Source organism: Paenibacillus tundrae, assembly GCF_030812775.1.
Lineage (GTDB): Bacteria > Bacillota > Bacilli > Paenibacillales > Paenibacillaceae > Paenibacillus > Paenibacillus tundrae_A.
In genome coordinates this window covers 136,687-159,476 of record NZ_JAUSTI010000014.1, presented here as the reverse complement: position 1 = coordinate 159,476, position 22,790 = coordinate 136,687, and the positions used below count along the sequence as shown (strand labels likewise).

At 45.7% G+C, this 22,790-nt stretch carries 20 protein-coding genes and 1 riboswitch; of the genes, 19 read left to right on the top strand and 1 reads right to left on the bottom strand.

Annotated elements, in window-relative coordinates; all coding sequences use genetic code 11:
• Window positions 1-58 precede the first annotated feature (58 nt).
• Entirely contained in the window at window positions 59-1,255 is a 1,197-nt protein-coding gene (locus tag J2T19_RS21680) for a helix-turn-helix domain-containing protein (protein WP_307219454.1), read from the bottom strand.
• 226 nt (window positions 1,256-1,481) lie between these two features.
• Here J2T19_RS21680 and J2T19_RS21675 point away from each other — a divergent pair, with 226 nt between their 5' ends.
• The 19 genes from J2T19_RS21675 to J2T19_RS21585 all read left to right on the top strand — a co-directional run bounded on the left by J2T19_RS21675 (window position 1,482) and on the right by J2T19_RS21585 (window position 22,733).
• Window positions 1,482-2,882, top strand: a complete 1,401-nt coding sequence (locus J2T19_RS21675; RefSeq protein WP_307219452.1) for a glycoside-pentoside-hexuronide (GPH):cation symporter — start codon at window positions 1,482-1,484, stop codon at window positions 2,880-2,882.
• An 88-nt stretch (window positions 2,883-2,970) separates the two neighbouring features.
• Window positions 2,971-3,888, top strand: a complete 918-nt coding sequence (locus J2T19_RS21670) for an ROK family protein (protein WP_307219450.1) — start codon at window positions 2,971-2,973, stop codon at window positions 3,886-3,888.
• Between the two features lie 61 nt (window positions 3,889-3,949).
• A complete protein-coding gene (locus J2T19_RS21665) occupies window positions 3,950-4,087 on the top strand; it encodes a hypothetical protein (RefSeq protein WP_200956133.1) in 138 nt (45 codons plus the stop codon).
• Between the two features lie 105 nt (window positions 4,088-4,192).
• Complete coding sequence (locus J2T19_RS21660) at window positions 4,193-4,456, top strand: DUF1294 domain-containing protein (RefSeq protein ID WP_056693006.1); 264 nt, start codon at window positions 4,193-4,195, stop codon at window positions 4,454-4,456.
• Window positions 4,457-4,695: 239 nt separating this feature from the next.
• Entirely contained in the window at window positions 4,696-5,130 is a 435-nt protein-coding gene (locus J2T19_RS21655; RefSeq protein ID WP_307219446.1) for a universal stress protein, read from the top strand.
• Between the two features lie 292 nt (window positions 5,131-5,422).
• A riboswitch (purine riboswitch) is annotated at window positions 5,423-5,524 on the top strand.
• A gap of 205 nt (window positions 5,525-5,729) precedes the next feature.
• Entirely contained in the window at window positions 5,730-6,215 is a 486-nt protein-coding gene (gene purE, locus J2T19_RS21650) for a 5-(carboxyamino)imidazole ribonucleotide mutase (RefSeq protein ID WP_307219476.1), read from the top strand.
• 2 nt (window positions 6,216-6,217) lie between these two features.
• Entirely contained in the window at window positions 6,218-7,414 is a 1,197-nt protein-coding gene (gene purK / locus J2T19_RS21645; protein WP_307219444.1) for a 5-(carboxyamino)imidazole ribonucleotide synthase, read from the top strand.
• Entirely contained in the window at window positions 7,411-8,709 is a 1,299-nt protein-coding gene (gene purB, locus J2T19_RS21640) for an adenylosuccinate lyase (RefSeq protein ID WP_307219442.1), read from the top strand. Before purK ends, purB begins: the two co-directional genes overlap by 4 nt.
• Window positions 8,710-8,978: 269 nt before the next feature.
• The gene (locus J2T19_RS21635; protein WP_307219440.1) at window positions 8,979-9,857 is read left to right on the top strand and encodes a phosphoribosylaminoimidazolesuccinocarboxamide synthase; all 879 of its coding nucleotides are present in this window, start codon (window positions 8,979-8,981) and stop codon (window positions 9,855-9,857) included.
• A gap of 276 nt (window positions 9,858-10,133) precedes the next feature.
• The gene (gene purS / locus J2T19_RS21630; protein WP_017690695.1) at window positions 10,134-10,379 is read left to right on the top strand and encodes a phosphoribosylformylglycinamidine synthase subunit PurS; all 246 of its coding nucleotides are present in this window, start codon (window positions 10,134-10,136) and stop codon (window positions 10,377-10,379) included.
• A 4-nt stretch (window positions 10,380-10,383) separates the two neighbouring features.
• On the top strand, window positions 10,384-11,073 hold the full coding sequence (gene purQ, locus J2T19_RS21625; RefSeq protein WP_307219438.1) for a phosphoribosylformylglycinamidine synthase subunit PurQ: 690 nt from the start codon (window positions 10,384-10,386) through the stop codon (window positions 11,071-11,073).
• On the top strand, window positions 11,051-13,294 hold the full coding sequence (gene purL, locus J2T19_RS21620) for a phosphoribosylformylglycinamidine synthase subunit PurL (RefSeq protein WP_307219436.1): 2,244 nt from the start codon (window positions 11,051-11,053) through the stop codon (window positions 13,292-13,294). Before purQ ends, purL begins: the two co-directional genes overlap by 23 nt.
• On the top strand, window positions 13,279-14,757 hold the full coding sequence (purF, locus tag J2T19_RS21615) for an amidophosphoribosyltransferase (RefSeq protein WP_056692989.1): 1,479 nt from the start codon (window positions 13,279-13,281) through the stop codon (window positions 14,755-14,757). Before purL ends, purF begins: the two co-directional genes overlap by 16 nt.
• A 12-nt stretch (window positions 14,758-14,769) precedes the next feature.
• The gene (locus J2T19_RS21610; RefSeq protein WP_307219432.1) at window positions 14,770-15,207 is read left to right on the top strand and encodes an immunity 26/phosphotriesterase HocA family protein; all 438 of its coding nucleotides are present in this window, start codon (window positions 14,770-14,772) and stop codon (window positions 15,205-15,207) included.
• A gap of 281 nt (window positions 15,208-15,488) precedes the next feature.
• Window positions 15,489-16,529: a phosphoribosylformylglycinamidine cyclo-ligase gene (gene purM, locus J2T19_RS21605; RefSeq protein WP_307219474.1), complete on the top strand. Its 1,041-nt coding sequence runs from the start codon at window positions 15,489-15,491 to the stop codon at window positions 16,527-16,529.
• A complete protein-coding gene (purN, locus tag J2T19_RS21600) occupies window positions 16,529-17,146 on the top strand; it encodes a phosphoribosylglycinamide formyltransferase (RefSeq protein ID WP_307219430.1) in 618 nt (205 codons plus the stop codon). Before purM ends, purN begins: the two co-directional genes overlap by 1 nt.
• Before the next feature lie 334 nt (window positions 17,147-17,480).
• Window positions 17,481-19,028 carry a bifunctional phosphoribosylaminoimidazolecarboxamide formyltransferase/IMP cyclohydrolase gene (purH, locus tag J2T19_RS21595; RefSeq protein WP_307219428.1) on the top strand — a complete coding sequence of 516 codons (1,548 nt, stop codon included), beginning with the start codon at window positions 17,481-17,483 and terminating at the stop codon, window positions 19,026-19,028.
• Window positions 19,029-19,441: 413 nt separating this feature from the next.
• The gene (purD, locus tag J2T19_RS21590; RefSeq protein WP_307219426.1) at window positions 19,442-20,707 is read left to right on the top strand and encodes a phosphoribosylamine--glycine ligase; all 1,266 of its coding nucleotides are present in this window, start codon (window positions 19,442-19,444) and stop codon (window positions 20,705-20,707) included.
• Window positions 20,708-21,392: 685 nt separating this feature from the next.
• A complete protein-coding gene (locus J2T19_RS21585) occupies window positions 21,393-22,733 on the top strand; it encodes a hemolysin family protein (protein ID WP_251383984.1) in 1,341 nt (446 codons plus the stop codon).
• Window positions 22,734-22,790: the final 57 nt, after the last annotated feature.

The window sequence follows — 22,790 nt, the reverse complement described above, 5'->3', positions numbered from 1 at the left end:
GGTGCAGGAGCCTCCATCTATTTTAGAATCCTTAGAATACCAATCGCCACATTGAATTCTATTGAGATGGTTTGACTACAAAACGGTTACGATACTGTTTAGGTGTGAGCCCTGTATGCTTCCGGAATACCTTAATGAAATAACTCTGATCATAAAAATTCAATAAGGGGTAAATTTCACTGAGTTGATAGTCCGAGAAAACAATGAGATTCTTCGCTTCTTCAATGCGCTGTTTCTGGATAAAAATCTTCAGAGCCTCTCCAGTCTCTTCCTTAAATTTACGGGAGAGATAGGAGGGGCTTATTTGAAGATGATTGGCAAGTACATCTAGATCGAGATCATCATAAAGGTGATTGAAAATGTATTCCTGACATAGCAGGATATCCTTGGAAAAGTGAGCGCGATGAACCTTCTCTACTCGTTCGGTAAAATCAACAAGAATGTCTTCGAGAAAAGGGTGGATGGATTCAATCCGAGGTACACCCTCAATTTGTTGTATATATGTATCGCTAAGGGTAAGAGCGACCTCCGAATATAATCCACCGTCAATAGCGGCCCGAGTTCCTATGGCAATAGCCGAAATAATTAGATTCTTTTTACTCCGAAGACTATCGTTCTTGGATAATATGCCGTACACCCCGTTAATCTCCATATGTTGTTTCAGGTAGAGCAACATCTTCTTCTTATTTCCTAGACGAACTTGTTCAAAAATTTTCCTCTCCGATAAATACGATTTATGATACAAGCCATTTTCCCGCTGTTCAAGCAATGAAAGATCAAGCACATCCTCCGTTTTGTTGTTGACCACATTCTGATTGTCTTCAATGACCTGCTCCAGATCTAACATTTCATTATGCAATAGGTAGTGAGCCAGTATAGCCGCACTGATTAACTGCCTGTGATCTACCGCTGATCCAGTTGTATCAAGTTGTTGATCGATCATATTGCTATCTAAGAATTTCTGAGAATTAGGCCATAAAATGAGGCGACCCTGCCCCTCCTTCGTGGAGATCGGCATGAGGATCAATTTATCCGCTTGTTTGTTAATGTAGGCAAGATGAATTTTCTTGTAGAGAGGAATGGAGAGAAGATGAACCACGAGCTCTCTAGATAGCTTTGTTTGGTTGGACTTAGAGGTGTGAGTGCTGGTAAAGCCATGTAGCAGTTCCGAACCATCCGTAATATAAAAAGTTGGGATACGGGTAGAGTCATAGATGGAATGGAAGATCCATTGAAGATGTGGGTCAGATAACATCAGTATAGCCCCCTCGTTAAATACGCGATTAATACCATTTATCACAAATTAATACCATAAATATATATAGAATTGATTTATATTTCAATTAGAAAAATAAAGCGCTTTCTAATATGGAGTACATAAGTATAAGCGAATTCTCAATTCTATGGGAATTAAAAAATTAGCGAGGAATGAACGCTTACACTCACAACAATGAAAACGCTTAATTAAGGAGGGCACATATATGGCTGTTCACGAAGAAGTCGTAAGACGGGTAACGGAGATCCATTCAGGTAAATCTAGCAAGACCCATAAAATACCGTTGAAAGAAAAAGTTAGTTACGGTCTAGGGGATGTTGCTTCTAACCTCATTTATACTGTAATCACAACGTATCTCACCTTTTATTTTACTGATGTTTTTGGTCTGGGAGCTGCTGCTGTAGGTACGATGATGTTAATCGTGCGGTTTGTAGACATGATTGATAGTCCCATCTTCGGAGTTCTCATCGACCGAACCAATACCAAGTGGGGTAAATCGAGACCATGGATATTATGGTTCTGTATTCCATTTGCGTTATCTTCAGTGTTGTTGTTCATGGGGCCTGACCTGAGTCAATCAGGCAAACTGGTATATGCTTATATTTTCTATATTGCCTCTAGTGTTTTGTATGCAGCGGTCAATAATCCACTGACTACGATGTTATCTAGTATGAGCAGCGATGTTCAAGAGAGAACGGTCGCCAATACATTTCGTATGTTCGGTGGTCAGATCGGTGGTCTGATTGTGAACTTAAGCTTGCTGCCACTAGTCGCGTACTTTGGAGGAGGAGATCAGCAAAAAGGCTTCTTCTATACAATGACAATCTTCTCGGTTGTTGGTGTAATTATGTTTTTGATCACCTTCTTCAACACAAGAGAACGAGTACAGAGTGCTTCTGGGAATGAAGCTGTTCCACTACGGGAAGGTTTGAAAGCGCTCAAAGGAAACAAACCTTGGGTCGTGGTTGCGCTGCTTGGATTAGTATTTTTCACAATGTATATTATCAAGCTCTCCGCAGGGATCTATTATATTACGTACAATCTAGGGAGAAAGGATCTAGTGACGACGGTCAATACGCTTGGGATGATGACACTCATTGGCATACTATTAGTCCCATTCTTAACCAAGTTTTTCAGTAAGCGTAAAGTTGTAATTGCAGGAATTATCATTAATATTATCGGTCTGTTGATGATCTGGCTTGGTGGTGCTGAGGTTAGTATGATCCTTGCAGGAACGGTCATTTCCGCAATTGGATTGGGGCTTCCAGCGGGGTTGTTATTCACTCTGATGGCGGATGCTGTAGACTATGGGGAGTGGAAATCAGGAATACGTGCTCAGGGATTACTTGTATCTGCCTCAGGCATTGGGATCAAACTAGGATCAGGTCTAGGTGCAGCCATCCCAGCTTGGATGCTTGGTGCAGGAGGATATGTAGCGAACCAGACACAGACTCAATCTGCTCTGACAGCAATAACGATCAGTTATATTTGGTTACCTATTATTCTGAGTGCTCTTTCAATCTTGATTATGGCTTTCTTCAAATTCGAGAAACCGCATAATGAAATTATTGCTGAACTTGAATATCGAAGAGCACAGCAGCAATAACACAATCAGACAGTCTTGTTCACCAGTGAGTGATTGCTGGGGACAAGACTATTTTTTCAAATCAACTTTTGGGCAAGGGGTAGGTAGGATGTATTTAGTATTGGATATAGGCGGAACGTTTGTGAAATATGCTTTGATGAGCTCTAGTGGGGATATCGTACATAAAGACAAGCAACCCACTAGGAGAACCAATCTTCAGGAACTGGAGGAAGTTCTATACTCTATCATTGATGGGCGAGAACTGAGTTCCCTCCAGGGCATCGCAATTAGTTGTCCAGGAACGATAGATGTGGAAACAGGCATTGTTTATCACGGCGGATTTTTTCCATTTTTGCATGAGGTCAATTTGGCGAAGCTTCTTGCAGATCGTTATAATATCACCGTTTCAATTGAAAACGATGGGAAATGTGCTGCACTTGCAGAATTATGGCTGGGAAGTGTTAAACACGCGAAAGACTCCATTGTGCTCGTGCTGGGAAGTGGAATTGGTGCAGGGATTATTGTGGGCGGTAAACTGCAACGAGGGGCTAATCTGTCTGCAGGAGAAGTAAGCTACATCATGAGTAAGATTGATCCTGTGACAAAAGAAGCTACGTATTTTGGTCTGGATTGTTCCGCAGTAAGAATGGTTCAGCAGATTGGTGAGAAGAAAGGGTTGCAAGATCCTACCGATGGAGCAGCGGTATTTGAGTTTATCAACCAACAGGATCCGGAAGCTACTGAAATCTTTAATAATTATTGTCTGAATATAGCGGTACAGATTATGAATCTGCAATATATTTTAGATCCTGAGCTGTTCGCCATTGGGGGAGGAATCAGTGCGCAGCCTGTTCTGTTGGAGCGTCTGGCGTGGGCGATTGATGAACTAAAACAAATGAATCCATTTCATAAGGCAAGTCCTAAGATTACGGCTTGTACGTTCAGGAACGATGCTAATCTGTATGGGGCACTTTACAATTTTTTGGACAGACAGGATAAGCGAATTCGTACCACTTCCCAAGCGTAGGCACATCCTCGTATAAGATCCTCCTTTTTCAGGCAACGTAAGCCTAGGAGGTGATACCCATATGCCGCATAACAAACCAGAGAAACGCCATAATCAGCAAAATAAAGACAGTATCCGTGAAGAGAGTATCGCTGTGCGTCCGGAGAAAGCAGCAAAACGAGTACCAAGTCTAAACGGGATACCCAAACAGGAGTCCTAGATAGGCAGTCTAATGCAGTTCCCTTTCCCGCGTTGAACATGTGCCAGTCTTAGGATTATAATGGAGGCAGGGAGATGTCCCGGGATAGGGGGACTGCTAAAATATATGCAAACTGGACTTATCTTGTGGTTTATATTTATTAATGTAGTAGGATATCTGGTGATGTCCGATGACAAGAGACGTGCACAGCAACGTCGAGATCGTACACCTGAACGTACATTGTTTTTGCTTGCATTCATTGGTGGTGCGCTTGGAGTCTGGATCGCCATGTATCGCAAAAGGCACAAAACGAAGCATCCGAGCTTCACGATCGGTATTCCTCTGCTTTTGTTTCTGAATGCAGTAATGTATGGTTACTTTCTTCAGTAATGGTAGGAGATGAACCGTCACTGGATCCAATTTTTTCTGGCTAATTATTCTTAGATCATAGTGTACATGTTCGATCCATCTCACATAAGTTAATATGTAAATTTATTCTTATGAATGGTTCATCTTAGCTCTGGAACGTTTAAAGAATGACATGGAGTAAAAGGTTTTAAAGCGCATTAGGATGTTACCCCGAGGCTTGCTTCGGATGTTCTACATATATAAGGAAGGGACGGATTCACATGTTATTTTCCAAAATCTTAGTAGCTTATGACGGCTCCAAAGCTTCAAATAAAGCACTTGATCGCGCGATTGAACTCGCCAAGGCTTCACCAGATGCTGTACTTGATGTAATCCATGCTTTTGATTTCCCGCGTGTATTTATTGGGGAGGGTCTCGCTCCACTACCGCCATCTCTTAACAATGATTATTACAATCTTGCGGTACAAACGACCGATGAGGCGAAAGAGCGAATTAAGGCTGCTGGTGTAACGGCTAATGTGGATCTAATCCAAGGAGCTGCAGCCGAAGTGTTACTTGATTTTGCTAAAGAGAACGATTCGGATATCATTATTATTGGTAGTCGCGGCTTGGGCGGAATTCGCGAGTTTGTTCTGGGTAGTGTCAGCCATAATGTAGTGCAGCATGCTCAAATCCCAGTGCTTATCGTTAAATAGTGTAGAAGTGTACAACACTTCAATGGAAAAGCCGGTAGTCTTCGAGAGATTGAAGAGGAGCCGGCTTTCTTTTATGGAATGAAATGGTTAGTAGAATGCTTTGAAATGAGTAATTCCCGAACATTATATTTGTCAATATGTTAAATGTTCGTCTTTAAGTTGACATTCGCTGTAGGGGATTGTTAAAATGTTAGATGTGTCGATCAGGTGAGAATAAGGTCGAGTAGGAACGAATGCTGTTGAAGATTTTATTAGATTATAAACGAAGTTTGCAAGAGACTGAACCTAGAATTTTGCAATATAGAGATTTGCTCGTATAAAGCCGGGGATAGGGCCCGGAAGTATCTACCCGGGAACCGTAAATTTCCGGACTACGAGGAGATACGGCTGAGAGTCGCATGGAATTAAAGTGCGGACAGCAAGCCCCTTTTGGCATGCCCAAATGTGGGATACGTATTTCTTGGAGTCCGGTGTCCGGAGAAAATGTATGTTTTCGCGGGTAGCGGATTTTTTTGTTCCATGAGCATGAGGGTGGAACCAAAAAGGAATGCTGGAACGTGATATTATCCAAAAAGCTCAGACGGGAGTTGAATGTATTCATGTCAGTGCAAGTTGCTGTAATTATGGGCAGTAAGTCAGATTGGGAAACGATGAAGCATGCGTGTGAGGTGCTTGATGAGTTAGAAATCGGCTATGAGAAAAAAGTGGTATCCGCTCATCGAACACCAGATTTAATGTTTGAGTATGCAGAGCAAGCCATCGATCGAGGATTCAAGGTCATCATTGCGGGTGCAGGCGGGGCGGCACATTTACCTGGCATGGTTGCAGCCAAAACGATGTTGCCTGTGATCGGCGTGCCTGTGCAGTCCAAAACATTAAATGGTCTCGATTCCCTCTTGTCCATTGTTCAGATGCCTGGCGGAATACCTGTTGCTACCGTTGCCATTGGAAAAGCAGGGGCGACGAATGCGGGATTACTCGCCGCTCAGTTCATCGGTGCTTTTGATGAGGAAGTTCGGAATCGTGCTGAAGCTCGCAGAGAACGAATTAAACGTGAAGTGTTAGAAAGCAGTGATGAGCTATGATAATGCCAAATAAGCAGTCTGAGGCGGCTAACGAAGCCAAACGTGTACTGCTTCCTGGACGGACGACGATTGGTATTCTGGGAGGTGGCCAGCTCGGACGTATGCTAACGTTGTCTGGGACGGCAATGGGGTATCGGTTTGTAACGCTTGATCCTGTCGCTGATGCACCTTGTGGACAAGTTGCCCATCAGATTGAAGCGGGTTATGACGACGAAGCTGCTGCTAGGAAATTGGCGGAGCAATGCGACGTGATCACGTACGAGTTTGAAAATGTGGATGCTGGTGTTGCCGCTCTTCTGGAGCGTGAATCCTACGTGCCTCAGGGAAGTACCCTACTTTATACTACGCAGCATCGTTTACGTGAAAAGCAGGCTATTGAAGCGGCGGGTGTGCGCGTTGCCCCTTATCGGGAAATTACCAATTTGGATACCATGCAAGCGGCTGTTCGAGAACTAGGTATCCCATGTGTGCTGAAGACGGTAACCGGTGGGTATGACGGCAAAGGCCAGCGAGTTATTCGCGAGGCTAGCCAAGCGGTTGAAGCTTACGAAGAGCTTGCCTCCACAGGTGCGGAATTGGTGCTGGAGCAGTTCATTAAGTTCGATTGCGAGATTTCGGTAGTCGTCGCGCGTAGTACGCAAGGGGAGATCAAGACTTTCCCGGTAGCCGAGAATATTCATGTGGACAATATTCTGCATACATCCATTGTTCCAGCAAGGGTACCAACAGAAATTCAGCTGGAGGCACAGAGATTGGCGGCGGCCGTTGCAGAATCGATGCAAGCAGTTGGTTTGCTCGCGGTTGAGCTGTTTGTAGCAGCGGATGGAAGACTTTACGTGAATGAGCTAGCTCCAAGACCACATAATTCGGGGCATTACACGATGGAAGCTTGTGCAACTTCACAGTTTGAACAGCATATTCGTGCCATTTGTGGATTGCCGCTTGGAGATACAACACTGCTAAGTCCTGTGGTTATGGTCAATGTGCTTGGCGAGCACCTGGAAGGGATCATCGATCGGATGGGTCAATCAGACACAGAAGCGATGGAACTCGGGGTTATTCCCAAGCTTCATATATATGGTAAATCTGAAGCAAAAACAGGAAGAAAGATGGGGCATGTCAATCTGCTCTGTCAGGATGTCGAAGAAGGATTGCAATGGATTGAACAAACTAATCTCTGGAGGAATATAAATTCATGATCGAACGTTATAGCAGACCCGAAATGAGAGCCATCTGGACGGAAGAGAACAAATTCAAGTCATGGCTGGAAGTTGAAATTTGTGCTTGTGAAGCGTGGGCAGAGCTTGGAGTCATCCCGAAAGAAGAAGCAGCATTGCTTCGTCAGAACGCATCTTTTGATATCGATCGCATCTATGAGATTGAACAGGAAACACGTCATGACGTTATCGCATTTACACGTACAGTATCGGAAAGTCTAGGCGCGGAGCGGAAATGGGTGCACTACGGACTGACTTCTACAGATGTAGTAGATACGGCATTGGGATATGTCCTTCGTCAAGCCAACGAGATTCTGGAACGCGATATCGTGAACTTCATTGAAATTCTGCGTGAGAAAGCACTAGCATATCAGCACACACCAATGATGGGACGTACACACGGGGTACATGCGGAGCCAACAACGTTTGGTTTGAAAATGGCATTGTGGCATGAAGAGATGAAGCGTAACTTAGAGCGTTTCCGTCATGCAGCAGACAATGTGCAGTTCGGCAAAATCTCCGGTGCAGTTGGAACGTACGCGAACATCGATCCATTCGTAGAAGAGTTTGTCTGCGAGAAGCTAGGCACGAAGCCAGCACCGATCTCCACACAAACATTGCAGCGTGACCGTCATGCGGAGTATATGGCTACATTGGCATTGATTGCAACTTCTTTGGACAAGTTCGCTACTGAAGTGCGTGCACTGCAAAAGAGTGAGTTCCGAGAAGTAGAAGAGGCTTTTGCTAAAGGTCAAAAAGGGTCTTCCGCAATGCCGCATAAACGCAATCCAATCGGTAGTGAAAACATCTCAGGTTTGTCCCGCGTCATTCGCGGACATATGGTCTCTGCATATGAGAACGTAACGCTCTGGCATGAGCGCGATATCTCACACTCTTCCGTAGAACGCGTGATCCTACCGGATGCAACCATGTTGCTAAACTACATGCTGAACCGCTTCGGTAATATCGTGAAAAACTTGACGGTGTTCCCTGAGAACATGAAACGCAACATGGAGCGCACCTTCGGTGTACCGTTCTCGGGTCGCGTTATGACGAAGCTGATCGACAAAGGCTTCAGCCGTGAGCAAGCGTACGATACGGTGCAACCACGTGCGATGCAAGCTTGGGAAGAGCAAAGACAGTTCCAGGACATCGTGAAGTCTACACCTGAAATTACAGAAGTGCTGAGCGAGGAAGAAATTGCAGATGCATTCAACCCATCATGGCACCTGAAGCATGTAGATACCATCTTCAAAAAGCTTGGTTTAAACAACTAATACTTATCCTAAAAATAAGTTGAATATGTGTTCACGCTGAAACGGAGAAGGCAGAAAAAACCTGAAGAAGCGAAGCGTTCGCCTGAAAGCTTTCTGAGAGAAAGCTGCATCGGAAGCATAAGCTATTCCCGGATTTTCACTTTGAAAAAGTGGAATCAAAAAATCTGGGAATAACAGCGATCGGAAGATTGTTCTGTCAGCGGAGTGAAGTATGGACCATGGGAATTTTCGTTTATAGCCTTATATCTCCTGAAAGAAGGTGAGCCAACATGGCGTTGTCCACTGCGGCGGATCTCGTTAAAGCTCCTTTGTTATATAAAGGAAAAGTACGTGAATTGTACGATCTGGGTGAACATTTTTTGATCGTGGTTACAGACCGAATTTCCGCCTTTGACTATGTGTTAGAACCTGCGGTTCCTGAAAAGGGCAATGTGCTCAATAAGCTAAGTAGTTATTGGTTCGAGCTAACGGGCGATATGATGGACAATCACGTCGTTCATACGGATGTGAACCGTTTGGGGGACATTGTGACTGACCCTGAACTGCTCAAAGACCGTATCATGGTTACCCGCAAAGCGGAGCGTATTGATATCGAATGCGTCGTACGTGGATATATCACCGGGGGCGGTTGGAGACAATATGAGAAAAGCGGTGAGGTCAACGGCATTACACTGCCGGAAGGACTTCGCAAAAACGCGAAGCTGGATTCTCCCATTTTCACGCCAGCAGCTAAAAACGACGTTGGGCATGACGAAGACATTCCAATGGATCGCATGAAGGAACTGGTTGGAGATGCGCTGGCTATCGAACTTCAGGAAAAAAGCCTGCGCTTGTACGAATTCGCTCGTGATTACTGTGATCAGCGCGGGATCATCCTAGCAGATTGTAAGTTCGAGTTCGGTATGGTGGATGGCAAAGTCATTTTGATCGACGAAATCTTTACGCCAGATGCTTCCCGCTTCTGGGCTAAAGAAAACTATGCGCTTGATATCGAAATCGACAGCATGGACAAAGAACCGGTTCGTACGTATCTTGCTGGTACGGATTGGGACAAAAACAGCCAGCCAGATCCATTACCTGAGCCGGTTGTGGAGGCGACAACTGCAAGATACGTCGATATCTATAATCGTTTAACGAAAGTGGTTTGATCTCAGCCACTACCCACCGTGCAACGTAAAGGTTTTAGGCCTTTCAAAAAAGCGCCGTAGGATCAGGCGGAGGGGCGGAATTGTTCGTAAAGGAGCGAAGCGTTCGCCTTTGTCCCCGGGTTTTGACCGCAGAGCGGGCTAAACGAATCAGAGAAACCTGGGGACAACAGCGACCTGCAGAACAATCCGCCCCGGAGCCCACCACCCAAGGCCAATCATTTTTTTAACAGCATAAAGCATTTATCCCGTTCATTACTGAGGAGGAACATAAGGATCATGATCAAAGCAACCGTATATGTCACTATTAAGCAAAGCGTACTCGACCCGCAAGGCGTAGCAGTTCAAGGAGCCCTTCATTCGATGGGATTCAATGAAGTTGAAAGTGTACGGATTGGTAAAGTCATGGAACTGAACCTGGATACGACAGATCGTGCAGAAGCGGAGAAACGATTGAAAGTGATGTGTGAGAAGCTGCTCGCGAACACCGTTGTTGAAGATTACCGCTACGAATTGGAGGGTTAATCTCATGAAATTTGCAGTTCTTGTGTTCCCTGGCTCCAACTGCGACATCGACTGTTACAAGGCAGTAGAAGACGCGATTGGACAAGAGGTTGATTATGTATGGCACACGGCTACAGATCTATCGGCTTATGATTGCATTCTGGTTCCGGGTGGTTTCTCGTATGGTGACTACCTGCGTTGCGGCGCCATTTCCCGTTTCGCACCTGTAATGAACGAGGTAGCCAAAGCTGCTGAACAAGGTAAATATGTTCTGGGCATTTGTAACGGATTCCAGATCCTGACTGAAGCTGGTTTGCTTCCAGGTGCATTGATCCGTAACACATCCCTGAAATTCCGTTGTCATGATACCGTATTGAAAGTAGCCAATGCAGATACACCATTTACACGTGACTATACGCAAGGTGAAGAGATTATTATTCCAATTGCACACGGTGAAGGAAACTATTATTGCGATGATGCGACACTTGCAAGCTTGCAAGCAAACAACCAGATCGTATTTACGTATGGTAGCAATCCAAATGGTTCCCTTGGCGATATCGCGGGAATCAGCAATATCGGCGGAAACGTGGTCGGCATGATGCCACATCCAGAGCGCGCAGTAGATTCATTGCTTGGCTTAGAAGACGGCAAACGTATGTTTACATCTATTTTGAAAGCATGGAGGGATAAGCATGACGCAGCAGCTATCCGCTAAGGAACCGACAGCAGAACAGGTCGCAGAACATAAACTTTACGCCCAAATGGGTGTGTCGGACAGTGAATATGAGCTGATCTGTGAATTCATGGGACGTAAGCCAAACTACACAGAGATTGGTGTCTTCAGTGTAATGTGGTCGGAACACTGTGCGTACAAAAATTCCAAACCACTCTTGCGTCGCTTCCCAACAAGTGGCCCGCGTGTCCTGATGGGACCGGGTGAAGGTGCGGGGATCGTCGATATCGGAGATAACCAAGCCGTTGTTTTCAAAATTGAAAGCCATAACCACCCTTCCGCAGTTGAGCCTTACCAAGGCGCGGCGACAGGTGTAGGCGGCATTATCCGTGATATTTTCTCCATGGGTGCTAGACCTGTGGCATTGCTGAACTCCCTACGTTTCGGCAAGCTGGAGAGCGATCGCGTTAAATATTTGTTCGAGCATGTTGTAGCAGGTATTGCGGGATATGGTAACTGTATCGGTATTCCTACCGTTGCGGGTGAAGTGATGTTTGACGAGAGCTACGAAGGTAATCCATTGGTTAACGCCATGTGTGTGGGTCTGATTGATCATGATAAAATTCAGCGCGGTGTAGCTAAAGGTGTAGGTAACCCGGTGTATTATGTTGGGCCGCCAACAGGCCGTGATGGAATTCACGGAGCAACCTTTGCTTCGGTTGAATTGACCGAAGAATCCGAATCCCAACGTACAGCGGTTCAAGTCGGTGATCCATTCATGGAGAAACTGGTTATGGAATCCTGTCTGGAATTAATTGATACAGGCATCGTGCTGGGTATTCAGGATATGGGTGCTGCGGGCTTAACATGTTCGAGTGCAGAGATGGCAAGTAAAGCAGGTAACGGTCTGGAACTATATCTGGATCAGGTGCCACAGCGTGAAGAAGGCATGACCCCTTACGAAATGATGCTATCTGAGTCTCAGGAGCGTATGTTGTTCGTGGTTGAGCCGAAGGATGAAGCACAGGCGATGGAAATCTTTGAACGTTGGGGCGTAATCTGTGCCAAGGTTGGTAAAGTTACGGATGATGGTCGTCTGAAACTGATCCACCATGGCGAAGTGGTTGGCGATATGCCAGTAACGGCACTGGTTGACGAATGTCCGGTATATGACAAGCCATCTTCTGTACCTGCGTACTATGAAGCGAGTGCTTCCATCGACACGCTTCGTTACGACGAAGTGTCGGATCTCGGTGGTGCGTTGAAACAAGTGCTCGCTTCGCCAACGGTGGCAAGTAAGAAGTGGGTCTATGATCAATACGATTACATGGTGCGTACAAGCACAGCCGTTCGTCCAGGTTCGGATGCAGCAGTGGTGACAATTCGCGGAACGCGCAAAGGTCTTGCGATGACAACGGATTGCAACGGACGTTATGTATATCTTGATCCAGAAGTGGGCGGAAGAATTGCGGTAAGTGAAGCTGCGCGTAACATTGTATGTTCTGGTGCAGAGCCACTCGCGATTACGGACAACCTGAACTTCGGTAACCCGGAGAAACCGGATATTTTCTGGCAGATGGAAAAAGCAGTAGACGGTATGGCTGAAGCTTGTCGCGTATTGGATACACCAGTCATCGGCGGTAACGTAAGTTTGTACAATGAAAACGCCAAAGGCTCCATCTACCCAACGCCAGTTGTCGGTATGGTAGGTCTCGTTCATGACACGGATCATATCACGACACAAGCATTCAAATCCGAAGGAGATGTCATCATCCTCCTCGGTGACACGAAAGCTGAACTGGGCGGCAGCGAGCTGCAATACGCCGTTCATGGTCAGACAGAAGGCCGTCCACCAGAGCTGAACTTGCAGACGGAAAAAGTGTTGCTTAGCACCGTGCTTGAAGCGATCCAATCCGGACTTGTTCGTTCGGCACATGACTTGTCTGAGGGTGGTCTTGCGGTTGCACTGGCTGAATCTTGCATTAGCGGTAATGTAGGCGCACAAGTGAACGTGGAAACTGCACTTCGCGGCGATCATGCACTCTTCAGTGAGAGCCAGTCTCGTATTTTGCTTTCGGCTTCGCCGGAGCAAGCAGGTAAGCTTGAAGCATTTGTACGTGAACGCGGAGTGCCTGTAGCTGTGATTGGACGTGTAGAAGGAAGTAATCTCACGATTGAATTGAACGGAAGATCAGCTGTGAACGAACCTGTAGGAGGTTTGACTCAGGTCTGGGAGGATGCGATTCCATGTCTCATGAACTGATGACAGGGCCGTTGTGGACAGGTGATTATTATAATGAAGGATCCGGCAAGGAAGGACTCGACAAATTAAAGGAAGAATGCGGCGTTTTCGGGGTGTTCAGACACCCTGAGGCCGCTTCGTTATCCTATTATGGTCTGCATGCGTTGCAGCACCGGGGCGAAGAAAGTGCGGGAATGTGTGTAAGCGATGGTAATCAGTTTAACTACCATCGCGGCATGGGACTCGTGAAGGAAGTATTCACGAAGGATCTGATGCAGACCCTAACCGGTGATATCTCAATCGGGCACGTTCGGTATTCAACGAGCGGTGACAGCAAGCTGACCAATGCACAGCCATTGGTATTCAAATACCGTGACGGTGATCTGGCCGTTGCGACGAATGGTAATATCGTTAATGCACCGACAATCCGCCGTGAACTAGAACAGAGCGGTTCAATCTTTCAGACGACAAGTGATACGGAAGTCATTGCCCATCTGATTGCCCGTTCTTCCAAAGGTTTGGTGGAAGCGGCGAAGGATGCATTTCAGCGGATCGTGGGTGGCTATGCGTTCTTGATTATGACGAACGACAAGTTGCTCGTCGCTTCTGATCCGCATGGTCTGCGTCCATTGACAATGGGTAAGCTAGGGGACGCTTATCTGTTTGCCTCCGAGACCTGTGCGCTTGAAACGATTGGTGCTGAACTAATCCGCGATATTGAGCCAGGCGAACTGCTTGTACTGGATGCCGACGGATTGCATGAAGATCGGTTTGATCATCATAAACATCGCAAAGCGCTGTGTGCGATGGAATATATTTATTTTGCTCGTCCGGACAGTGACATGAATGGTGCGAACCAACATGCTGCCCGTAAACGGATGGGAAGCCGTATGGCGATTGAGGCATTTGTAGATGCGGACTTGGTTACGGGGGTACCAGATTCCAGTATCTCGGCAGCGATTGGATACGCTGAACAGACGGGGATTCCGTATGAGATGGGTATGATCAAAAATAAATATACAGGTCGGACATTTATCCAACCGAGCCAAGAGCTACGGGAGCAAGGTGTGAAGATGAAACTGAGCGCGGTGCGCCGTGTAGTTGAAGGCAAACGTGTAGTTATGATTGACGACTCCATCGTGCGTGGTACGACATCCCGCCGGATCGTGAATATGTTGCGTGACGCAGGAGCTACGGAAGTGCATGTGCGGATTACATCTCCGCCGTTCAAAAATCCGTGCTTTTACGGGATTGATACACCGGATAGCCGCGAATTGATCGCCTCACAACTGTCGGTGGAAGAGATTTGCCGTGAAATCAACGCAGACTCTCTCGCATTCCTTAGTCCAGACGGATTGATTACATCCATTCAGGGAGATAATCAGGATGACTACAAGGGCGGACTATGCCTTGCATGTTTCGATAATGATTATCCAACTCGTCTCGACTTCAATGGCGAAGAAAAATTCGGATGTAGTTGTTAGGAGATTAGGCTTATGGGAAGAAAAAGCTATAATGAGGGCGATATTTTTCTGATTCCGATGCATGATGGGCGTTTGGCTGTATGTCAGGTCGTAAGTGCATTGAGAGGCCGCTTCAAAAAGGCATTTTCATTCGGCGTGATGAGCATTCAGCATGACGAAACTGTAAGCTTTGAAGATCGCGAATTTCTTGTCTATCCTTATATGCAGCGAAAGAATAGCGTGATCTTCACGTCACCGGCACATCTGAAAGATGGAACATGGAGAATCATCGGTAACATTCCGTTAACTCCTGCGAAGAAGGAGCTGCAAATATTTCAATGTGCGGGACATTTGTACGATGGAGATGAGTATATACGCAATCTCTCACCGGCAGAATACAGTCAGTATATTACGCTCGGCGTGGCAGGGTTTGAGTTGGTACAGAACCATTTATTAGAGATGAAACAATAATATATAAGTTCAACTAAACTTTTTACACGAGAACGGAGAGGACAGAAATAACCTGAAGAAGCGAAGCGTTCGGCTAAAAGCTTTCTTACAGAAAGCTACATCGGAAGCATAAGCTATCTCCGGATTTTCCCTTTGAAGAAGGGAATCAAAAAAATCTGGAGATAACAGCGATCGGAGGTTATTCTGTCATCGGAGTGGCAAGTGTAAACATTCATTAGTTGAACTTATATAAATACGATATTTGGAATGAAATATAGAACCAGATGAAGGGTGCGATGGTAGTGTCAGAAGCATACAAAAACGCCGGCGTCGATATCGCGGCAGGAAACGAAGCGGTAGAACGGATGAAAAAGCATGTGAAACGTACCTTCCGTCCGGAAGTCATGACAGACCTGGGTGGATTCGGTGCTCTGTTCGGCTTGAACAAGGATAAGTATGATGAGCCGGTACTTGTTTCCGGTACAGACGGCGTAGGAACGAAGCTGAAAATCGCGTTTGCTATGGATCGCCACGATACGATTGGAATTGACGCGGTAGCCATGTGTGTGAATGATATTGTCGTACAGGGCGCAGAGCCATTGTTTTTTCTCGACTATCTGGCATGTGACAAAGTCATTCCAGAGAAGATTGAAGCGATTGTTGCGGGGATTGCAGAAGGCTGTCATCAGTCCGGCTGCGCGCTGATTGGTGGCGAAACAGCTGAAATGCCGGGGATGTACAGTGAAGGTGAGTACGATATTGCCGGATTTACCGTAGGTATTGTAGACAAAGCAAAAATCATCAACGGTACTACTATCGCTCCTGGCGATACGGTGATTGGACTTGCATCCAGTGGTGTACACAGCAACGGCTTCTCCTTGGTACGTAAGCTGCTGTTGGAGAAAGCTGGACTGAGTTTGCAGGACGAAGTGCAGGAGCTCGGTGGTAAGCTGGGCGATGCGCTGTTGGAGCCTACGAAGATTTATGTAAAGCCATTGTTGTCCTTGCTGGAGAATGTAAAGGTAAAAGGTATGGCTCATATCACTGGTGGTGGATTTATTGAGAACATCCCACGGATGTTGCCAAGTAACGTAAACGTGGATATCGACTACGGCTCATGGCCAATTCTGCCGATCTTCAACCTATTACAGGAGAAGGGCAATGTCTCTAACCGTGATATGTTCACAACATTTAACATGGGGATCGGTCTTGTGCTGGTTGTTAATGAAGCTGATGCCGCGGAAGCTCTGCAACAACTGAAATCATCTGGTGAAGAAGCGTACATCATTGGCCGTGTTACCGAAGGAGATGCGCGAGTAACCTTCACAGGAGCGGATGTTTAATGACGAATTACCGGATTGCTGTATTTGCCTCGGGTGAAGGGAGTAACTTTCAGTCATTGGTTGATGCAGTGCGGAACGGTGGGCTGAATGCATCCGTTGAACTGCTGGTATGTGATAAACCTGCTGCACGTGTCGTGCAGCGGGCAGAGGATGCTGGCGTGGATTGCCATCTCTTCACTCCGAAGAATTATGATTCACGAGAAGCCTACGAGAAAGAGATCGTTGAAGTGTTAGAAGCGAAAAATATAGATCTGGTCGTTCTTGCCGGATATATGCGTTTGCTCACTTCAGTCGTGGTGGATCGCTATGCTGGACGATTGATTAATATTCATCCCTCACTTCTTCCAGCGTTTCCTGGCAAAGATGCTGTCGGACAAGCATTAGAGTACGGTGTGAAGATTACAGGTGTGACTGTTCATTTTGTGGATGGAGGTATGGATACAGGGCCTATTATTGCCCAGCATCCTGTACCGGTTTTGCACGGAGCTACAGCGGAAAGCATCAGTAAGTCCATTCACGCTGCCGAACAACAGTTGTATCCAGAAGTTGTTTCTTGGTTTGCTCAGGGTCTGATCCAATTAAACGGACGCCACGTCACCGTTAACAAACCGGTTTGATATAAGTTGCCTCTTTTTACACGTTAACGGAGAGGACAGAAAAAACCTGGAAAAGCGAAGCGCTCGCCTAAAAGCTTTCTGCAATAAAGCTACATCGGAAGCATACGCTTATCACCGGATTTTTCCCTTGAGAAAAGGGAATCAAAAAAATCTGGGGATAACCGCTACTCTCAAGGTTGTTCTGTCATCGGAGTGTTCCGTGTAAACACCATGGTTCAACATATATAACAGAAGTCGAATATTGGTACGCATTTTGTGATATTTCTCGGGAAATAAATCGGCTGTGTTTCGTCATGAAACGCGAAGCTATGGGACATTAAAGGAGGAGCATATTGTGAGTATCAAAAGAGCGCTGGTCAGCGTATCGGATAAAACAGGCATCGTGGACTTTTGCCGCGAGCTGTCGCAAATGGGTGTAGAGATTATTTCGACAGGGGGCACAAGCAGCCTATTGTCGAAGGAAGGCGTACCTGTTATCGGAATCTCGGATGTAACTGGATTCCCGGAAATTATGGACGGACGTGTCAAAACATTGCATCCCGCAGTTCATAGTGGATTGCTTGCTGTTCGTGACAACGAAGAGCATACACGTCAGATGGCAGAACTCGGCTTAGGCTACATCGACTTGGTTGTTGTTAATCTGTATCCATTCCAGGAGACCATTGCAAAACCGGATGTGGCGTATGAAGATGCCATCGAGAACATCGATATTGGTGGTCCAACTATGCTCCGCTCGGCAGCCAAAAATCATGCTTTTGTCAGTGTTGTAGTAGACGCTGCTGACTACAGCCAAGTGCTGGAGGAAGTACGTAACAGTGGTGATACTACGCTGGAGACACGCAAACGGCTTGCGGCAAAAGTTTTCCGTCATACGGCGGCTTATGATGCACTTATCTCAGATTATCTGTCCAATGTGAATGGTGATCCACTGCCAGAGCGTTTGACCGTTACTTACGAAAAGCTCCAGGATTTACGTTATGGCGAAAATCCACATCAACAGGCGGCATTCTACCGTAAACCGCTTGCTGCTCAGGATACGTTAACGACAGCCGAGCAATTGCATGGTAAAGAATTGTCCTACAATAACATCAATGATGCCAACGCAGCATTGCAGATCGTGAAAGAATTCGAAGAGCCTGCTGTAGTGGCAGTAAAACATATGAATCCTTGCGGCGTAGGTGTCGGCGAGAGTATCTATGAAGCTTATGGCAAAGCATATGCAGCAGACCCAACCTCGATCTTTGGCGGGATTGTTGCAGCTAACCGCATTATCGATAGTGATACCGCAGCTAAATTGAGTGAGATTTTCTTGGAGATCGTACTGGCTCCTGACTTCACACAAGAAGCGCTTGAGATCTTGACGAAGAAGAAAAATATTCGACTGCTCAAAACGGGTGAATTGAATGCGGCTCGCAATCGTGCAAGTCAATTCGTGGTGACATCCATCGATGGTGGTATGATTGTACAACAATCGGATGTACATTCCATTGAAGCTAGCGAATTGAACGTGGTGACAGATCGTGCACCTTCCGAAGAAGAGCTGAAACAACTGCTGTTTGGCTGGAAAGTGGTTAAACATGTGAAGTCTAATGCAATTGTACTCGCGGCAAATGACATGACGGTAGGTGTTGGCGCTGGACAGATGAATCGTGTCGGTGCAGCCAAAATTGCAATTGAACAGGCTGGCGAGCAAGCTAAGGGAGCAATCTTAGCATCCGATGCATTCTTCCCAATGGGAGATACCCTTGAACTGGCTGCCAAAGCAGGCATTACGGCTGTGATTCAACCTGGCGGCTCGATTAAAGATGAAGAGTCGATCAAAGTAGCAAATGAGTATGGCATTGCTATGGTGTTCACAGGCGTTCGTCACTTCAAACACTAAGATTACACAGTAATACCAACCACGATGAACAAGCGAATCCGCTTGTTCATCCTCGTTTTGGGAGAAGAACGGATAGGATAATAGATCAGTTAACATATATAGATTGAACTAAACATTTACACAAGAGCGGAGAGGACAGAAATAACGTGAAGAAGCGAAGCTAAAAGCTTTCTGTAAGAAAGCTACTTCGAAAGCATACGCTTCGGCTGAAAGCTTTCTACAGAAAGCTACATCGGAAGCATAAGCTATCCCCGGATTTTCCCTTTGAAAAAGGAATCAGAAAAATCTGGGGATAACAGCGATTGTAGGGTTGTTCTGTCATCGGAGTGGTCAGTGTAAATAACTATAATTCAATCTAATGTAGTTGAATTAATTATATTAACGAACATCATTCATGAGGGGGAAACGAAGCGATGGATATTCTGGTAGTTGGCGGCGGAGGACGTGAGCATGCGATGATCTGGGCATTGGCGAAGAGTCCAAAGGTAGATAAAATTTACTGTGCTCCGGGAAATGCAGGTATTGCACAGCTAGCCGAATGTCACCCAATCGGGGTGCATGAATTTGATAAACTAACCGCGCTGGCTGTAGAGCTAAAGGTTGGTCTGGTTGTCATTGGACCAGATGATCCACTTGCAGATGGGATTGTTGATGCATTTGATGACACACGTATTCCAGTGTTTGGTCCACGTCGGAATGCTGCTGAGATTGAGGGTAGCAAAACATTTATGAAGGATCTGCTTCATAAATACAACATTCCAACTGCAGCATACGAGAAGTTCGATAATTATGAACAAGCACAGACTTATCTGAATGCGCAATCCATTCCTGTGGTAATCAAAGCGGATGGGCTTGCGGCAGGTAAAGGTGTAACTGTAGCTTACTCACGGGAAGAAGCGGATCAGGCGCTGCGCAGCATTATGGTGGACAAGGTATTTGGAGAGGCTGGTGCCAAGGTTATTATTGAAGAATTCCTTGCCGGTCAGGAAATGTCCATTCTCGCCTTTGTTGATGGGGAAACGGTTCGTCCAATGGCTGCAGCTCAGGATCATAAGCCTGTATTCGATAACGATCAGGGGCCTAATACTGGGGGGATGGGTACATACTCACCATTGCCACACATTGATTCTTCTATTATTGAAGAAGCTGTCGAGACCATTATCAAACCTACGGCGAAAGCGATGGTATCTGAAGGACGTCCGTTCCAGGGAGTTCTGTTTGCTGGGCTGATGATCTCTCCTGATGGTAAACCTAAAACGATCGAATTCAATGCTCGTTTTGGTGATCCCGAGACTCAGGTTGTGTTACCGCGTCTGAAATCTGATCTGTTCGACATTTTCTGGGCAACGGTTCATGGCAAGCTGGCTGAGATCGAGATTGATTGGAGCGATGAAGCGGCTGTATGTGTCGTGCTCGCTTCCGGTGGTTATCCAGGTCCGTATACCAAGGGTGTACGCATTGAAGGACTGGACGAAGCCAAGGATGCTATCGTGTTCCATGCGGGAACAGCACGCAATGAATCAGGTGAATGGGTAACGAATGGTGGACGGATCTTGGGTGTTGTTGGTCTGGGAGCAGACATTAGTGAGGCCAGAGACCAAGCATACGCGCAAGCGGAGCTCATTTGTTTTGAAGGTAAACACCAACGGTCTGATATAGCTGCCAAAGCATTGGTTTAATAGAACAAGGAATAATAAAGGCTCGTAGGAAATACGCTGATAGCAAAGTGTATGCATCCTGCGAGCCTTTTGTTGCGTATACATAGAGTATACGAAATTGGGAGAAGGTTCAGCTCACACGTAAAATCTCAAAATACATATACATTCGTTCTACAGATATAGCATAAATAGAGGTGTTTAAGGAATAAATACGTAGGGTAGATATTGTATAAATACACAATTCGATGGTTGAATCTTCATACATATAGACTATTTTGTGAACAATACATATCGTGAATGACTACAAACCATAACGTGCAACTGGATGGTTGGGATCAGAACGTGGTATACTTTTCTGAAACAGGAATGAACAAGAAGGGAGGTGGATATCTATTGGGAAGGCGATATTGTAAACTGTCCAAATGGAGAATTAAGGTGGAGTAAATCGGGGAAACCATTGACAGCATGAGGGTTAACCCTGTTTGGCGTACAAAGGTTTCTTGATTACGACATCCTTAGTTCCTGTTTTTGCAACTTACAAAGCCATGGTTAGCCTGTGTAAGTTCATCATTATCGATTTTATATACGCATGAAATTGCAGTGGAAAGAAGCATGTTAACAATATCAGCTGTTATGGAATTAACAAGGTTAATGGATAACGCTGTAACTATTTCTGGAGGTGAATCCCTGAGAATCGGGGAAATCATTGGACATAATTACCATTATTAATTTAGCATTACTAGTTATCTTGATTGTATTAACCGCATTTTTCGTTGCATCCGAGTTCGCAGTTGTTAAGATTCGTACGTCACGAGTAGATCAACTGATCTTGGAAGGAAATAAAAAGGCTGTTCTTGCGAAAAAAGTTGTATCCGATTTGGATTATTATCTATCGGCCTGTCAGCTTGGTATTACCGTTACGGCTCTGGGACTTGGTGCCTTGGGTAAACCGACGGTGGAGAGACTATTATATCCGGTATTTGAATATCTGAGTGTATCGCCTGCCGTATCGTCGGTTGCCTCATATGCAATCGCCTTTATTCTAGTCACATTCCTTCACGTTGTTGTTGGTGAAATGGCACCCAAAACACTCGCAATTCAATTTTCGGAAAGATTGACGTTGCTGCTCTCACCGCCGCTGTATTGGTTCGGTAAAATTATGTATCCTTTCATATGGGCTTTGAATGGCACATCGCGTGTGATCCTTCGCGGATTCGGCGTGAAGCCAGCAGGTCACGAACAGGCTTATTCGGAAGATGAGATCAAGATAATTATGAGTCAGAGCTATGAAGGCGACGAGACGAATCGAACTAAGCTTTCTTATATGGAAAATGTCTTTGTGTTCGATGAGCGCGTAGCTAAAGATATTATGGTACCGAGAACAGAATTGGTTACACTGGATCAGGAGATGGTCTACGATGAGATCATTCCGATTCTAGATGAGCACAACTACTCGCGTTATCCTGTCGTCGAAGAGGGCGATAAAGACCGTATTGTGGGCATGGTCAATGTGAAGAAGATTTTGCCTGACATGGTTACTCGCAGAGAATATCAACTCTCGCATTTTGTTCGTGAGATTCCTTTCGTTTCGGAAATTACCCGTATCCAGGATGCGATGATCAAGATGCAGCAAGAACGAGTGCATATGGCTGTAGTCGTGGATGAATATGGGGGTACGTCGGGAATCCTGACGATGGAGGATATTCTAGAGGAGCTCGTTGGTGAAATTCGTGACGAATTCGATGCCGACGAAGTCGCAGATATCCAAGAGACGGGTGAGAACCAGTACCTCATTAACGGTCGTGTTCTATTAGACGAACTGGAGAGACAGTTTGGCTTGAATTTCGAAGGTAATGAAGAGATGGATACTGTTGCAGGCTGGATTCAGTTCCAAAAAGGAGTTCGCGTTGATAACGGAGATACCGTTGAGCACGGCGACTATGTCTGGACGGTGGTTGAAACCGATAATTATCAGATCAAGCAGGTATTACTGGAGCGTACTAACGGGGCAGAAGTTGAAGTTCCGACCAGCAGTGTATCTGATTAAGGCCATTTTAAAGTGAACGCTTGAATGATGGAGTTCAACACATGAAATATAATTTAC

What these genes read in the sequence shown, in the direction of transcription:
- J2T19_RS21655 (WP_307219446.1), top strand. Translation starts at nt 4,696, where the DNA reads ATGTTATTTTCCAAAATCTTAGTAGCTTATGACGGCTCCAAAGCTTCA.
- J2T19_RS21660 (WP_056693006.1), top strand. Translation starts at nt 4,193, where the DNA reads ATGCAAACTGGACTTATCTTGTGGTTTATATTTATTAATGTAGTAGGA.
- purQ (WP_307219438.1), top strand. Translation starts at nt 10,384, where the DNA reads ATGAAATTTGCAGTTCTTGTGTTCCCTGGCTCCAACTGCGACATCGAC.
- purF (WP_056692989.1), top strand. Translation starts at nt 13,279, where the DNA reads ATGTCTCATGAACTGATGACAGGGCCGTTGTGGACAGGTGATTATTAT.
- J2T19_RS21610 (WP_307219432.1), top strand. Translation starts at nt 14,770, where the DNA reads ATGGGAAGAAAAAGCTATAATGAGGGCGATATTTTTCTGATTCCGATG.
- J2T19_RS21665 (WP_200956133.1), top strand. Translation starts at nt 3,950, where the DNA reads ATGCCGCATAACAAACCAGAGAAACGCCATAATCAGCAAAATAAAGAC.
- J2T19_RS21680 (WP_307219454.1), bottom strand. Translation starts at nt 1,255, where the DNA reads ATGTTATCTGACCCACATCTTCAATGGATCTTCCATTCCATCTATGAC.
- purK (WP_307219444.1), top strand. Translation starts at nt 6,218, where the DNA reads ATGCCAAATAAGCAGTCTGAGGCGGCTAACGAAGCCAAACGTGTACTG.
- J2T19_RS21675 (WP_307219452.1), top strand. Translation starts at nt 1,482, where the DNA reads ATGGCTGTTCACGAAGAAGTCGTAAGACGGGTAACGGAGATCCATTCA.
- J2T19_RS21670 (WP_307219450.1), top strand. Translation starts at nt 2,971, where the DNA reads ATGTATTTAGTATTGGATATAGGCGGAACGTTTGTGAAATATGCTTTG.
- J2T19_RS21635 (WP_307219440.1), top strand. Translation starts at nt 8,979, where the DNA reads ATGGCGTTGTCCACTGCGGCGGATCTCGTTAAAGCTCCTTTGTTATAT.
- purS (WP_017690695.1), top strand. Translation starts at nt 10,134, where the DNA reads ATGATCAAAGCAACCGTATATGTCACTATTAAGCAAAGCGTACTCGAC.
- purD (WP_307219426.1), top strand. Translation starts at nt 19,442, where the DNA reads ATGGATATTCTGGTAGTTGGCGGCGGAGGACGTGAGCATGCGATGATC.
- purB (WP_307219442.1), top strand. Translation starts at nt 7,411, where the DNA reads ATGATCGAACGTTATAGCAGACCCGAAATGAGAGCCATCTGGACGGAA.
- purN (WP_307219430.1), top strand. Translation starts at nt 16,529, where the DNA reads ATGACGAATTACCGGATTGCTGTATTTGCCTCGGGTGAAGGGAGTAAC.
- purE (WP_307219476.1), top strand. Translation starts at nt 5,730, where the DNA reads ATGTCAGTGCAAGTTGCTGTAATTATGGGCAGTAAGTCAGATTGGGAA.
- purL (WP_307219436.1), top strand. Translation starts at nt 11,051, where the DNA reads ATGACGCAGCAGCTATCCGCTAAGGAACCGACAGCAGAACAGGTCGCA.